Source organism: Romboutsia sp. 1001216sp1, assembly GCF_039841805.1.
Classification (GTDB): domain Bacteria; phylum Bacillota; class Clostridia; order Peptostreptococcales; family Peptostreptococcaceae; genus Romboutsia_C; species Romboutsia_C hominis.
This window is the reverse complement of record NZ_JBDPHA010000016.1, coordinates 1-13,964: the sequence shown is the minus strand read 5'-3', so window position 1 is coordinate 13,964 and position 13,964 is coordinate 1. Positions and strand designations below refer to the sequence as shown.

Below are 13,964 nucleotides of genomic sequence, written 5' to 3'. Positions count from 1 at the left end.
AGGAACTAAGTTATTTTTAGTTCTTGATGACCGTATTTTTATATTTATTTTTATTTTGTAATTGTATACAAAAAGACCATACTACTATTTGTAATATGGTCTGATTTTTTATATCAATTTCTAATTTGCGTAGTAAAGATTTTGCGATGGATACTCTGGATCAGATGTTACATCTATTCCAAGTTCTCTAAATGTTTGTTCATCACTTTTACTTAATATAGTTGTTGAGTGTGCTTGAGCTCCTTTTAATAAAGGTAATTTGTCAAGTACAACTTGTGCAGTTGGGTTTGTAACAGCGCATATGCTAAGTGCAGTTAAAACTTCTTCACAACTTAACTCTGGATTTCTACTTCCTAAAGTTTTAGTTTTTAAGTTTACAATTGGCTCAAGTATAGCTGGTGATATTAGATGTAATTCATCATCTATATTTGCTAAATGTTTTATAGCATTTAATGTTGCTGCTGCAGTTGCATCCATTAATTCTGAACCTTTACCTGTAAGTATTACCCCATCATTTAATTCTATTGCAACAACTGGGCACATATCATTTTTATTTGCAGCTTCTTTTAATTTGTTGCTGTACTCTCTTGCTGGCATAACAACTGTTCTATCTTCTGGCTTTAAGTTAAGTCCTTGCATTATAACTTGTATTCTTTCAAAAGCACCTTTATCAACTTGTCCTTTTTTGTATTCACAAGCAGTCTTGAAATATCTTCTTATTATTTCTTGTCTAGATGCTTCTTGTACAACTTCATCATCTACTATACCAAATCCAACTCTATTAACACCCATGTCTGTTGGTGATTGATATATAGATTCTTTTCCTGTTATTTTTTCGATTATTTTTTTAAGAACTGGGAATAATTCTAAATCTCTATTGTAGTTTACAGACATTTCACCGTATTTTTCAAGATGGAACGAGTCTATCATATTTACGTCTTTTAAATCTACTGTAGCTGCTTCATAAGCTATATTTAAAGGATGCTTTAAAGGTACATTCCATACTGGGAATGTTTCAAATTTAGAATATCCAACAGCATTTCCTCTTTTATTTTCATGGTATAACTGACTTAAACAAGTACCAAGCTTACCACTATTTGGACCTGGAGCTGTAACAACAACTATAGGCTTAGTAGTTTCTATGTATGGATTTGCTCCATATCCTTCATCACTTACTATTGTATCAACATCTGTTGGGTAACCTTTTGTTGGGGCATGCTTATATACTTTTATTCCTCTACGCTCTAATTTATTTATGAAAACTGTTGTAGCAGGTTGTCCTTCATATCTTGTTATAACAACGCTGTTTACATCTAATTCGTAACTTCTTAAATCATCGATAAGTCTTAGAACTTCCATATCATAAGTTATACCGAAGTCTCCTCTTATCTTATTTCTTTCTATATCTCCTGCATAAACACATATCACAACTTCTACTTTTTCTTTTATGTGTTGAAGTACTTTTATTTTGGCATTTTCATCAAAACCTGGTAATACTCTTTTAGCATGTAAATCTCCTATTAGCTTACCACCAAATTCTAAATAAAGTTTGTCAAAATTATTAACTCTTTCTAAGATATATTTTGATTGCTCTTCTAGATATTTCTTGTGATCGAATCCTATCTTCATCTTTGCACCTCACTAAATTATTTAATTTTTGATAACCGTATTTTTATATATATTTTTATTCGTATTAGTGAAATTTGTTTAAAAATGTAATATTTTTTCTCTTATTTTCACTTTAAGGTTATATTATACATTCAACTTTTCAATATTTCAAGATTATTTTTTGTATTTTTAATATATATATTTATATATATTAAGTATTCACAAATATATTAAAATATACAAGTAAATCAGCAAAAATACTTATTTTTTTAAGTTTTGTTTTAAAATAATTTAAAAAGCTAAGATTTTACTCTTAGCTTTTAATTTAATTATATTTAGTTTAATTTAACAATCAAAGAATCCTTCTTGTCCACATATTATTAATAATAATATTAAAAATGGTATCCATGAACATATATCTATTTCACACCATACATCTCCAAATGCTAGGAATAAGAAAAATAGTACTATTATCCACCATGCTCCAAATCCACCTTCACAGCCTCCAAAGAATCTGTCTAACATATTACTCATATATTTACCTCCTGTTGTCATTTATATTCTAGAGTTTTTATACTCTTAAGATATATTATGTAGGACGGTTTATTTTTGATATAATTTTATATTTGCAATTTACATCATTAATCGACAGATTTGAGAAATTCCACTATTTCTACATTTTTTAATTATGATACATGGATATATTGATAATTAATCATAATACTATTTTAAATATAAATGCAATTATATAACTTTTGTAACCTGCTATTCTACCAAACATTATACTTTCTCTGTATATAAATACTTACCTCATTATCATAAAATCCCAAGACTTTTATCGTAATTACTTTTCTCATTATTTCTGAAATATTTACATTTGCCAGTTTATAAAGAAGCATAAAGGCTAAAGCTCCTATTGATACTGTCATTATAATAACTACATAATTTAAACTTTATATAGTATTTGTTAAACATCTAAACATAATGAGATACATAATTCTCAGCTATGCCTATAACCTTAACCTTTTTCATTTTATATGGTAATTTCTATATCGTAAACAATTCCACTATAGTCCTACATATAGTATATTTTAATTCACCCTTTATAAATTTCATTCATATTATATTTAGTAATATAATAAGTGTTAAAGTCTTATGTAACTTTATTGGAGGAGATATATTTGAGTTTTATAAATACAGAAAATAAATATATAAATAATGGGATTCGATTTTTTAATTTAGGAAATATATACTATTATGGTCTAGATGTAGAAAAAAATTTTAAAAAAGCATTTGGTTTATATTTAAAAGCTTCCACTTTTAATATAGCTGAAGCTTTTAACATGCTCGGTGTTTTATCTTTTAATGGAGAAGGGGTAAATAAAAATTTAGAAGATAGTGTATATTACTTTGAAAAGGCTAAGGATTTAGGAAATTTAACTGCTATGTTTAACCTAGCATTAATCTATGTTTTCTCTGAAGATAAAAAAGACTATTGTAAAGCTCATGCCTATTTAGAGAAACTTGTCGATTTAGGCTATATATTAGCCAAAGATGTTTTGGACTATTTATACTATAATGGCTATGGAGAAAATAAAGACTATAATAAAGCATTAAATTATTGGATTAATAATGATATCTTAGATTTTTCTAATATAAATATGAATAATGATATTAATATTCCTTACACTATTGAAGATTTTGGCAACTTTGAAGAGTTAGTTATTGAAAATTCTAATTTTAGCGATGATATTGAGGATAAAAGACTAATAGATGCTGATAACTACTATAATGGGACTTTAGGTAAAATCGACTATACTAAAGCATTTGATATATACCTTAAATTAGCTGAAGGTGGGAACGGATATGCACAGATAAAAGTAGCTAATATGTATAAAGATGGACTTGGTATTGAAAAAGACTATACTAAATCTTTAAAGTGGTACTCAAAAGCACTTTCTAACTCTAATAAGTAGTAAAAAATTAAAAAGTCTTCTATTAGTTTAAAATAAACAAATAGAAGGCTTTTTAATTTTTTGTTATATTATTTAATATATCTTTATATACTATACTTCCATTATTATAGGGAAAACAATAGGTCTTCTTTTAGTTTTATGGTATAGCAATTGTTCTATGGATCTTTTAATATTTGTTTTTAGTATTTGCCACTCCAATATTTCTTGTTCTAGGCATTTTTCTATCTCTTCTTTTGATACCTCCTTTATTTTATTTATTAAATCCTCTGCTTCTCTAGCGTATATAAATCCTCTAGTTATTACGTCTGGACCTGCTACTATACTATAACTATCTCTATTTATAGCAACTACAATAGTTACCATTCCATCTTTAGCTAAATCTCTTCTATCTCTAAGTACAATATTTCCTACATCACCAACTCCTAAACCATCTACAAATATAACCCCTGTATGAACTCTTTTATTTGCATTTACCCCTTCATTAGTTATTTCTAACACTTGTCCAGTTTCTAAGGTAAATACATTTTGAGGCTTCATTCCTAACTTTATAGCCAAATCTTTATGATGTTTTAAGTGTCTATATTCTCCGTGTACTGGCATAAAGTACTTAGGCTTAACTAAGCTATGAATAAGCTTTAACTCCTCTTGATAGGCATGTCCTGACACATGGATTTCTTCTAAATCCTCATATATAACATCTACACCTTTTTTAAATAATTGGTTTATAACCCTAGAAACTAACTTATCATTACCAGGTATAGGTGATGCAGATATTATAAAAAAGTCGTCTGGTTCTATAATTATCTTTCTATGTGATCCATAAGCTATTCTAGAAAGACCCGCCATTGATTCTCCCTGGCTTCCTGTTGTTATTATAGTTATTTCATTATTTGGATACTTACTTATATCATCTATATCTACTATGTATTCTGTAGGTATATGCAAATATCCTAGTTCCATAGCTACTTGAGATATATTTTCCATACTTCTCCCACTAAATACTACTTTACGATTTTGCATTACAGATGCATTTACTATCTGTTGCATTCTATGAATATTAGAAGCAAATGTAGCTACAATTATTCTTCCTTTAGCATTTGTAAAAATTCTATTTAATGTTTCTCCTATAGTTTTTTCAGATATAGAATGTCCACTTCTTTCAACATTTGTGCTATCTGCCATTAAAAGTAGTACACCTTTTTTGCCCAGTGTAGCTATTCTGTTTAAATCTGTCATTCGCCCATCTATAGGAGTGTAATCTATCTTAAAGTCTCCTGTATGAAGTATTATACCTAAAGGTGTGTGTATGGCTAATCCACACGCATCGGCTATACTATGAGTCACCCTGATAAATTCTATTTTCATATTTTCTAATTTTATACTTTGACCAGCTTTTACAGGGTTTAAATCTACATGATTTAACAAATCATGTTCCTTTAACTTATTCTCTACTAGTCCTATTGTAAGTTTCGTTCCGTATACTGGTATATTTAACTGTTTTAATATATATGGTATAGCTCCTATATGGTCTTCGTGTCCATGTGTTAAAAACATTCCCTTTACTTTATCTTTTTTATCTAACAGATATCGTATATCTGGTATAACTAAATCTACTCCATACATATCTTCATCCGGAAAAGATATCCCACAATCAATAATGATTATTTCATTATTATACTCTATCGCAGTTATATTTTTTCCTATTTCTCCAAGACCTCCAAGTGGAATAACTTTTATGCTATCCTTATTCATAAAGTATGTCTCCTTTTCTTTTGTTCAATTTATGTTAAATTTAATATTTTGTATTCAATCATTCTATAAGTTATTTTTAACAATATATATTTAATTATTAGTTATTTTTATTAATATGCATCGCCTTTTTCTAATATATAGTCTTTAAACTCTTTCAATATAGATTTATTTTCACCTAAAAATCCTACTAATAAACTTATTTTTTCTAATGTTTCTTCCCTAATAGTATGTTCAATTTTTTCAGTTTCTTCATGAAGATTATTTTGAACACCTATAATTTTTAAAAACGATTCTATAGTGTCATGCCTTTTTAATAATTTTTCTCCAATTTTCTTGCCTTCACGACTTAAATTTATACATCCATATCTTTCATGTTCCAATAAATTTTTACCGCTCAGCCTTTTTACCATTTTACTTGCTGATGGTATTTTTACATTTAGCGCTAATGCAACTTCAGCAACTTTAATTTTCTTATTTTCTAGATATAATCTATATATCATCTCAATATAGTCTTCTTCGCTAGGACTAAGTTTATTATTTTTTATATATTCATTAAATGTGTAATACTCATTATTCATTGTTTTAACCTCCTATGTGTCTTATATTAAATATATTAAATGCCTATTTTTAATAGTACTTTTATGTAACATTTCTTATAATTTTTTCATAGTATTTAGTGTGAAAGTTAGCTTAGACTAAGTTTGAATTTTATGGAGGTGCATTATGACTAAGCTCAGTGATATAGATATAAACTCTACAGTTATAGTTAAACAACTTTTAACTGATGGATATATAAGAGAAAGAATGCTTGCTCTAGGTCTTACAGATGGTGCATTAGTTCATGTTATAAGAAAAGGACCTAAAAATAATTTAACAGTATACGATATAAGAGGAGCAAAAATAGCCCTTAGAAAAGAAGAGGGAGATAACATTATTGTTTCTAGAATTTAATTTTTAGTTTTATAAAGGGGGGATTTATTATGGGTTTAACTCATGACTCTACAAAAGCAAAATCCTTAAAAGATATGTTTGACATTGAAAGAAAGCCCAACCAGTATGTCATTGCCTTAGCTGGTAACCCTAACACTGGTAAAAGTACTGTTTTTAATACTTTAACCGGCTTAAAGCAACATACTGGCAATTGGCCTGGTAAAACAGTTTGCACTGCTCGTGGGGATTTTAAATACAATAATAAAGAATATGCTTTAGTAGATTTACCAGGTACTTACTCTCTATTTGCTGCATCACAGGAAGAAATGGTGGCTAGGGATTTTGCTTGTTTTGGAAATCCAGACGCAGTTATTGTTGTTGCTGATGCTACATCTTTAGAAAGAAATTTCAATCTAGTTTTTCAAATTATGGAATTAACTGATAAAGTTATACTTTGCATAAATCTAATTGATGAAGCTGAGAAAAAAGGTATTTCTATTAATAAGGACAAAATAGAAAAATATCTAGGAATACCTGTTGTTTTGACATCAGCTAGAAATAAAAAAGGAATTGATGAACTTTTATGTACTTTAGATAAAGTAGTATTAAATCAATACGAGTATAATAATAAAATTATAAAATATAATAAAGAAATTGAGAGTTATGTAAGTATTATAGAAAAAGACTTAAAAGAATATATTCCTTTTATAAAATCTAGATGGCTTGCTTTAAGGCTTATTGATGGAGATAATAGTATTTATAAATCTATGAATGACTATGTAGATGGTGACTGTAACAAATCAATTGATTTAATTAAATCAAAACTTCCACTAAATATAGATAAAAAATCAATAAGAGATAGTATAAGTAAGACTAATTATGAATATGCTTCTGAACTATATAATTTATCTATAAATATAAAAAGTGATATAAAGTACAAGAGAGATGATAAAATAGATAAGATTATTACATCTAAAGTATTTGGAATTCCTTTAATGCTATTGTGTCTTGCTTTTATACTTTGGTTAACTATACAAGGTGCAAACTATCCTTCACAGATGATATCTAATGTACTTTTTGGTATAGAACCACATATATATAATTTTTTAGAAACTATACATCTACCTGTTTGGTTAAATGAAATGCTTACTTTTGGTATGTATAGAACTCTGGCTTGGGTTGTTTCTGTAATGTTGCCACCTATGGCAATATTTTTCCCACTATTTACTTTACTTGAGGATTTTGGGTATCTTCCTAGAGTTGCATTTAACTTAGATCATTTATTTAAAAAAGCATGTTGTCATGGTAAACAATGTCTTACTATGTGTATGGGATTTGGTTGTAATGCTGCTGGTGTTATAGGTTGTAGAATAATTGATTCTCCAAGAGAAAGACTAATTGCAATACTTACCAATAACTTTGTTCCTTGTAATGGTAGATTTCCAACTTTGATTGCTGTAGCTACAATATTTTTCTCTTCAGCCATTGCAAGTTCCACTTCTACAAGTATAGTAACTGCTCTTTGCATTGCTTTGATAGTAGTATTTGGTGTATTAATAACACTTTTAGTCTCTTATGGGTTGTCAAAGACACTATTAAAAGGAGTTCCTTCTACTTTTACACTAGAGCTTCCACCATACAGAACTCCTCAAGTAGGAAGAGTTTTATATACATCTATTATTGATAGAACTTTATTTGTCTTATACAGGGCAATTATAGTTGCCATACCTGCTGGTATTGTGACATGGGTATTTGCTAATATTTATATAGGAGACATGAGTATTCTAGTTCATGTAGCAAATTTCCTTGATCCAATAGCTAAATTTATAGGTCTTGATGGATTTATTCTTTTGGCCTTTATACTTGGTTTACCTGCAAATGAAATAGTCATACCAGTTTTACTAATGTCTTATTTGGCTACAGGTTCAATGATTGAATTAGATGAACTTTCAGCTTTAGGAACAGTTTTAAGAGATAATGGATGGACTTATCTAACAGCACTTAATGTTATGTTATTTAGCTTACTTCATTGGCCTTGTGCTACTACCTTAATCACTATAAAAAAGGAAACAGGTAGTGCTAAATGGACTTTAATCGGATTTTTACTACCTACTGTAATAGCATTTACAATTTGCTTTATGACAACTTGCTTATTTAACATTTTAGGCTTAGCTTAATATTAATAAATAAAAAATAGAGCTATCTTATAAGATAGCTCTATTTTTATAGTTATAGTAGATTAAAAATTATTCTATTGATTTACCATTTCATTATATTCTTTTTCATTTTTAGGTGCTTTTAATTCACCTTTTTCAAACTTTTCAATTTGTTGATTTACATAATCCATTACATCTTGTGGTACTAAGTTTTTAGTACTTTCAGGTAATCCAACAGCACCTTCTTTTAGGCCATATATTGTTGTTGTTCCACCTTCAAACTTATCTTCTTTTAACTTCTCGACTACATCATATACACCAACGTCAACCCTTTTTATAGCTGAAGTTAATACATTTTTAGGCGCTAGAGAACTTTGATCTCTATCAACACCTATAGCATATTTACCTTCTTCCTTGGCAGCTTCTATAGCCCCAGTACCAACATCTCCACCTGCAGTGAATATTATATCAGCACCTTGAGAATACATTTGCTTAGCTATAGCCTTACCTTTTGCTTGGTCTGTAAATGAGTTTGCATATTGAACTTGTATTTTAGCTTCTGGATTTGTGGCTTTTACCCCTGCCATATATCCATATTGGAATGCTTCTATAACTGGTAACTCCATACCACCTATAAATCCTACATTATTAGTCTTAGTCATTTTACCAGCAACTATACCTGCTAAATATGCAGATTGTTCTGAGTTAAATTGCACTGCTTCTACATTTTTAGGTACTTCTTTATATGTTTCATCTATTAAAGCAAACTTTTGGTCTGGATACATTTTAGCTGCTTCTTCTATAGCTGGTGCTAATTTCATACCTACCCCTAGTATTAAATCTGTATCTTGGTCTACTAAAGTTTCTATGTTACTTGCATAGTCTGAATCTTGCTTTGATTCTAAGTATGTAACATCTACTCCTAAATCTTTTTTTGCCTTCTCTAGACCTTCCCATGCAGATTGATTAAATGATTGATCATTTACTCCTGCTACATCTGTTACCATAGCTATTTTTAATTTACCATCATCTTTCTTTTCACTTTCTCCGCCTGAACATCCTACTAATAATGATGCTGATAATGCAGTTACAGTTGCTAATGATACTAACTTTTTAAATGTCATGATAAATCCTCCTAGTTTTATTCAAAACCCCGCCTTTTTAAGTTGTCCAAAGATAAAACTTTTTTATTTCATAAAAAAATCCTTTTATCAGCATGATAAAAGGATAGTAATTTCTATACTACTAGTGTAAACATTAATATCTTTTTAGTCTCTCTGGACTATTTTAAAGCTGATTTAGTATTATTTTGTTTTCATTTTTATTTATTATTACATTTTTATACATAGTTGTCAATATATAAAACAACAAATAAATTTAAATTTTATTTTTTAAGTTTAACTATTTAATTTTTCTATATACAAAATTTTATAATTAATTTTTATTAAAATATAAAACATTTGCTATATGCATTAGAGTTCCTACTGCTAAGCATCTTTCATCTATATTAAATGTAGAAGTATGAAGCTGAGTAACCTCTTGATTACTATTCCTGCAACCGATATGATAAAAAACACCTTTACATTCTTCTAAATAATAAGAAAAATCTTCTCCTCCTAAAGATGGCTTCTCCTTTAGTATAAATCTATCTTTTCCAAATAATTTTTCTGTACTTTCAGCTACTATATCTACTAGATAATCATCATTTACTACAGGAGGATACCCATCGCTTCCCCATAATACTTCTCCTTTACAATCAAATGCTCTACATATATCTGATACTATATTTTCTATCCTTTTTATCATTTCTTTTCTTGTATTTTTGTTTATTGTTCTTAATATTCCATTCATTGAAACCTCTTCACATATAATATTTTGAGCTTCTCCTCCCATAATTTTGCCAATTGTCAAAACTGCACTATCTAATGGTGATATATTTCTACTTACTATGCTTTGTAGGGCTAAAATTATACTAGAAGCTACTAGTATAGCATCCTTTCCTGATTCTGGGTATGCTCCATGAGATTTTTTACCTTTTATAATAATTTTTAAACTATCAGTGCTTGCATTTAATATATTATATTTTGTCTCTATATATCCAGTCTCTAAATATGGCATTACATGTAATCCAAACATATAATTTACATCTGGATTTTTCATACATCTATCTTCTACTAAAAATTTTGCTCCTCCTACTGTTTCCTCTGCTGGTTGAAATAGAAATTTTACATTTACATGTAACTTATCTTTCATATCATTTAAAATCTTACATGCTCCAAGTAGCATAGCTATATGAGCATCATGTCCGCAAGCATGCATTACACCTTTATTTTTTGATTTATAATTAATTTCGTTTTCTTCATTTATGGGCAATGCATCCATGTCAGCTCTAATTCCTATAGTTATATTATTTTTTGGTTTTATAATGTAAGCCATAACTCCGTTGTGTTTTTCAAATTCTGTATACTCTATGTTCATTTCCTTTAAGTAATTTAATATTCTATTTTTAGTGTTGTATTCATTTAATGATAATTCTGGGTACTTGTGAAACTCTCTTCTCACCTCTATTAACCAATTCTCTATATCTTCTACCTTTCTTTTAATATTTTCAGTATACATAAAGTCTCCTTTATAAAAATAATTTACATAAAAATATATGTATTAAAATACTTTTTAAGAAATATATTTTATATATATTGTTGTTTATACCTCAATTCATGTATTATATATTTTTGTTTTATTTAAAAGGTGTAAGTTAATAAATATAGAATTTTATTATTGTATTAATTTTCAAAATTTTTACATTTATTTTGAGAGGTGTGATAAGTATGTTTGAAATGGTTAAATTTCCTTATAATGCTAGACCTGTTGCAAGATTAGATGCTAATAACATTGTCCATAATCATTTATATCATGACTGTCCTATTGGCAAAGTTTGTGATAATGTTATGTATGATCTTAGTGATAATCCAATTGGGAGAGTAGAAGAAGATGGTACTATTCATTCTCACCATATAAATAATTCGCCTATTGGTAAAGTTAACTCTGATGGTTATATATCTAAAGGAAATGATTTAGTTGGAAGAATAGATTGCAATAATCAACTAGCTGGTGGAGCTTATTTATTATTAATACATGATAATAGATAAACTTTTGAAAAATTATTATTTAACTTACTTTATATTTTAATAATGTTTAATTTTTTTATTAAAAATAGAAAAAGTATCTATAAATCTAGACACTTTTTCTATTTTTTATTTATGTAAATATATTCTTTATTTTATAAATTGACCTATAAAATCAATCATCATTTTCTTAAATACGCCGCTATAATCTACTATTTGTGCTAATTGATTCCCATTAGGTGTTTGACTATTATAATTTGATATTTTAAATGTTAGGTATCCATCAACTTCTTCAATAAGATATCCAACATCTTTTGTATTTGATAATTCAAGATCTCCCATATCTACATCCATATCTTTTATTATTTCTTTATTTGCACAAAGTATTCCTTCTGAATATGTGCTTATATCTGTTCCAAATACTACATATTTAGCACTTGTATCTTTTGATGTTTTAAGGAATAATCTATTTGTTAGGTTACTTTTTTCCATATTAACAGGTATTAATTCACTGTTTATAGCCTCATCTAAATTATTTTTAGTAGTTTCTATGAATTTGTCCATATCAAATTTTTCTTTTTCTATTTTTAATATGTTTAAAGTATCTAAATTTTCTTGAGGTATATATTTTACCACATTCTCAAATACATGATATACATCTCTTATCTCATATCCTTTATTTATGTAACTTTCCTTTACTTTATATTCTTCATCAAATTCTTTTAATAATTTTTTATTTTCTTCTTTACTTTCATAGTCTTTTATACTTGTTACAAATGGTATTATTTTGCTTGGTTTCATTAAGAACATTTCTAATGGTTTTATAGTATCATTTGCTTCTTTTATGTCACTTTCTTCAAATGCAACCTCTATTCCATCTTCTAAGAAAGCAACTTCAACTTCCATCTCATATTCATTTTCATCTATTATATTACTTCCTACTGGATACATTACTACTAACTTGCTTTTGTCGTAAACATATCCAAATGCATAATCTATTTCTAGCTGTTTTGTCATATTTTTCTCCTTAGTATTTTAGTTATGTATTTATTATATCAAATATTATAAACCTTTATATTTAATATTAATACCAAATACATTATTTTTTATCTTATTTACAAATATGGATATTAGTATTATAACTCCAAACATACCTGATAGTGGATATATAAGTTTTACTAGTGTTGCAAAAGGTAATCTTCCTCCGATTATTCCTAATACAGTACAAAATATTGCTATGCCTGTGAACTTACTACTCTTTTCCTTAAAATAACTTGTGCATACAGTCCATAGTAACGGAACTGCAGTTGTATATATTCCCGCAATTAACATAAGTGAGAACATAGCCCCTACGATTGGGCCAATTTTATCAGCCATATATAAAGTAGGTATTTCAGTTATGTATATATTTTCTATATCAGACATTATCCCTAAATTAAGAGCTATAGCAGCTGCCATAAATAATACTCCACCAATAATGCCTCCCCATATACAACTACTTTTCTTTTTTGCTGTAGAACCTACTCCAACTAAAAATGGTGTAGCTATTATTAGGTTTAGCCCTGTGTATATTATGCTTGTAGTTAACCAGTGATCTACTGGTTTAGTAACATCTATCGTTGTTAATATTTGATTAACAGCACAAAGAGATTCATAATTTCTTGCAATAGTTACTACTCCAACTCCTACTGACATTATAGCTATAATTGGACCTATATTACCCAAGATATCTATAACCTTATTCATTCCCATAAGTACAGATACTAATGCTAGTGATCCTATTATTATGGAACCTATTTGTTTATCTATCCCATAATATTGATTTATAGATGCTCCTGCCCCTGATATCATAACCATAAAGCTACAAAAGAAAAATATAGGCATAAATAATTTAAAAAATCCACCTATATAATTTCCACATAAATATGTAAATATATCATTGCTACTTCTTAGTTTTTGAGTTTTCCCGATTTCTAATAAACTAGATCCACAATATGCTAGTAAACCCATACATATTAAATTTGACAATATACTAACTATCCCATGTGCTGAAAAAAATTGCATTATTTCTTGTCCGGTAGCAAATCCAGACCCTATACATACAGATATATATGTTCCTGCAAATTTAATTATCTCACTAATACTACTTTTACTTCCCATAGTAATTCCTCCTTATAGATATTAAATCTCATTACATATATATGCTTGTTTACTATATAAATATTAACTACTTGTCTAAATAATATTAAGGTTTATATTATTTAGCCTATTTTTATGATGAAATCATTGGAATCAATAATAAATAAAGAGGTAATCTTTTAAAAGATTACCTCTTTATTTATTATTGTCCTAATGCTTCTTTTCTTAATAGCTCTGCTTTATCTGTTCTTTCCCATGGTAAATCTATATCTGTTCTA

12 protein-coding genes are annotated in these 13,964 nt (G+C 28.0%); 4 read left to right on the top strand and 8 right to left on the bottom strand.

The genetic code is table 11. The annotated features are described in order from the left end of the window. Window positions 1-120: 120 nt before the first annotated feature. Window positions 121-1,629: a DUF1846 domain-containing protein gene (locus ABHC41_RS12680; RefSeq protein WP_092923132.1), complete on the bottom strand. Its 1,509-nt coding sequence runs from the start codon at window positions 1,627-1,629 to the stop codon at window positions 121-123. A 324-nt stretch (window positions 1,630-1,953) separates the two neighbouring features. Then, on the bottom strand, window positions 1,954-2,133 hold the full coding sequence (locus ABHC41_RS12675) for a hypothetical protein (RefSeq protein WP_092923302.1): 180 nt from the start codon (window positions 2,131-2,133) through the stop codon (window positions 1,954-1,956). A gap of 656 nt (window positions 2,134-2,789) precedes the next feature. Between ABHC41_RS12675 and ABHC41_RS12670 the strand changes: the two genes are divergently transcribed. Further along, the gene (locus tag ABHC41_RS12670) at window positions 2,790-3,584 is read left to right on the top strand and encodes a tetratricopeptide repeat protein (protein ID WP_166504857.1); all 795 of its coding nucleotides are present in this window, start codon (window positions 2,790-2,792) and stop codon (window positions 3,582-3,584) included. Window positions 3,585-3,674: 90 nt separating this feature from the next. Here ABHC41_RS12670 and ABHC41_RS12665 read toward each other — a convergent pair whose 3' ends face one another. Together ABHC41_RS12665 and ABHC41_RS12660 are read right to left on the bottom strand one after the other, a co-directional pair. Further along, window positions 3,675-5,336: a ribonuclease J gene (locus ABHC41_RS12665; protein ID WP_195238552.1), complete on the bottom strand. Its 1,662-nt coding sequence runs from the start codon at window positions 5,334-5,336 to the stop codon at window positions 3,675-3,677. Window positions 5,337-5,446: 110 nt separating this feature from the next. After that, the gene (locus ABHC41_RS12660; RefSeq protein ID WP_092923123.1) at window positions 5,447-5,914 is read right to left on the bottom strand and encodes an iron dependent repressor, metal binding and dimerization domain protein; all 468 of its coding nucleotides are present in this window, start codon (window positions 5,912-5,914) and stop codon (window positions 5,447-5,449) included. A 145-nt stretch (window positions 5,915-6,059) separates the two neighbouring features. On the opposite strand from ABHC41_RS12660, the gene ABHC41_RS12655 reads away from it, so the two are divergent. Both ABHC41_RS12655 and feoB read left to right on the top strand, forming a co-directional pair. Continuing rightward, on the top strand, window positions 6,060-6,287 hold the full coding sequence (locus tag ABHC41_RS12655) for a FeoA family protein (protein WP_092923120.1): 228 nt from the start codon (window positions 6,060-6,062) through the stop codon (window positions 6,285-6,287). Between the two features lie 29 nt (window positions 6,288-6,316). Beyond that, entirely contained in the window at window positions 6,317-8,443 is a 2,127-nt protein-coding gene (feoB, locus tag ABHC41_RS12650) for a ferrous iron transport protein B (protein ID WP_195581719.1), read from the top strand. A gap of 74 nt (window positions 8,444-8,517) precedes the next feature. Here the strand turns inward: feoB and ABHC41_RS12645 are convergent, their stop codons facing one another. Beyond that, window positions 8,518-9,546, bottom strand: coding sequence for a BMP family ABC transporter substrate-binding protein (locus ABHC41_RS12645; RefSeq protein ID WP_195929263.1), 1,029 nt, complete (start codon window positions 9,544-9,546; stop codon window positions 8,518-8,520). 310 nt (window positions 9,547-9,856) lie between these two features. Further along, window positions 9,857-11,041, bottom strand: coding sequence for a M20 family metallopeptidase (locus ABHC41_RS12640; RefSeq protein WP_195929264.1), 1,185 nt, complete (start codon window positions 11,039-11,041; stop codon window positions 9,857-9,859). A 209-nt stretch (window positions 11,042-11,250) separates the two neighbouring features. On the opposite strand from ABHC41_RS12640, the gene ABHC41_RS12635 reads away from it, so the two are divergent. Next, on the top strand, window positions 11,251-11,571 hold the full coding sequence (locus ABHC41_RS12635; protein ID WP_195581718.1) for a hypothetical protein: 321 nt from the start codon (window positions 11,251-11,253) through the stop codon (window positions 11,569-11,571). 126 nt (window positions 11,572-11,697) lie between these two features. On the opposite strand, the gene ABHC41_RS12630 is transcribed toward ABHC41_RS12635, so the two are convergent. Together ABHC41_RS12630 and ABHC41_RS12625 are read right to left on the bottom strand one after the other, a co-directional pair. Continuing rightward, window positions 11,698-12,564, bottom strand: a complete 867-nt coding sequence (locus tag ABHC41_RS12630) for a hypothetical protein (RefSeq protein WP_092923105.1) — start codon at window positions 12,562-12,564, stop codon at window positions 11,698-11,700. A 45-nt stretch (window positions 12,565-12,609) separates the two neighbouring features. Further along, entirely contained in the window at window positions 12,610-13,707 is a 1,098-nt protein-coding gene (locus tag ABHC41_RS12625; protein WP_195929267.1) for a hypothetical protein, read from the bottom strand. Between the last annotated feature and the right edge of the window lie 257 nt (window positions 13,708-13,964).

Excerpts from the sequence above, each read along its gene's own strand:
- ABHC41_RS12680 (WP_092923132.1), bottom strand. The coding sequence starts at position 1,629 with ATGAAGATAGGATTCGATCACAAGAAATATCTAGAAGAGCAATCAAAA.
- ABHC41_RS12675 (WP_092923302.1), bottom strand. The coding sequence starts at position 2,133 with ATGTTAGACAGATTCTTTGGAGGCTGTGAAGGTGGATTTGGAGCATGG.
- ABHC41_RS12665 (WP_195238552.1), bottom strand. The coding sequence starts at position 5,336 with ATGAATAAGGATAGCATAAAAGTTATTCCACTTGGAGGTCTTGGAGAA.
- ABHC41_RS12660 (WP_092923123.1), bottom strand. The coding sequence starts at position 5,914 with ATGAATAATGAGTATTACACATTTAATGAATATATAAAAAATAATAAA.
- ABHC41_RS12655 (WP_092923120.1), top strand. The coding sequence starts at position 6,060 with ATGACTAAGCTCAGTGATATAGATATAAACTCTACAGTTATAGTTAAA.
- feoB (WP_195581719.1), top strand. The coding sequence starts at position 6,317 with ATGGGTTTAACTCATGACTCTACAAAAGCAAAATCCTTAAAAGATATG.
- ABHC41_RS12645 (WP_195929263.1), bottom strand. The coding sequence starts at position 9,546 with ATGACATTTAAAAAGTTAGTATCATTAGCAACTGTAACTGCATTATCA.
- ABHC41_RS12640 (WP_195929264.1), bottom strand. The coding sequence starts at position 11,041 with ATGTATACTGAAAATATTAAAAGAAAGGTAGAAGATATAGAGAATTGG.
- ABHC41_RS12635 (WP_195581718.1), top strand. The coding sequence starts at position 11,251 with ATGTTTGAAATGGTTAAATTTCCTTATAATGCTAGACCTGTTGCAAGA.
- ABHC41_RS12630 (WP_092923105.1), bottom strand. The coding sequence starts at position 12,564 with ATGACAAAACAGCTAGAAATAGATTATGCATTTGGATATGTTTACGAC.
- ABHC41_RS12625 (WP_195929267.1), bottom strand. The coding sequence starts at position 13,707 with ATGGGAAGTAAAAGTAGTATTAGTGAGATAATTAAATTTGCAGGAACA.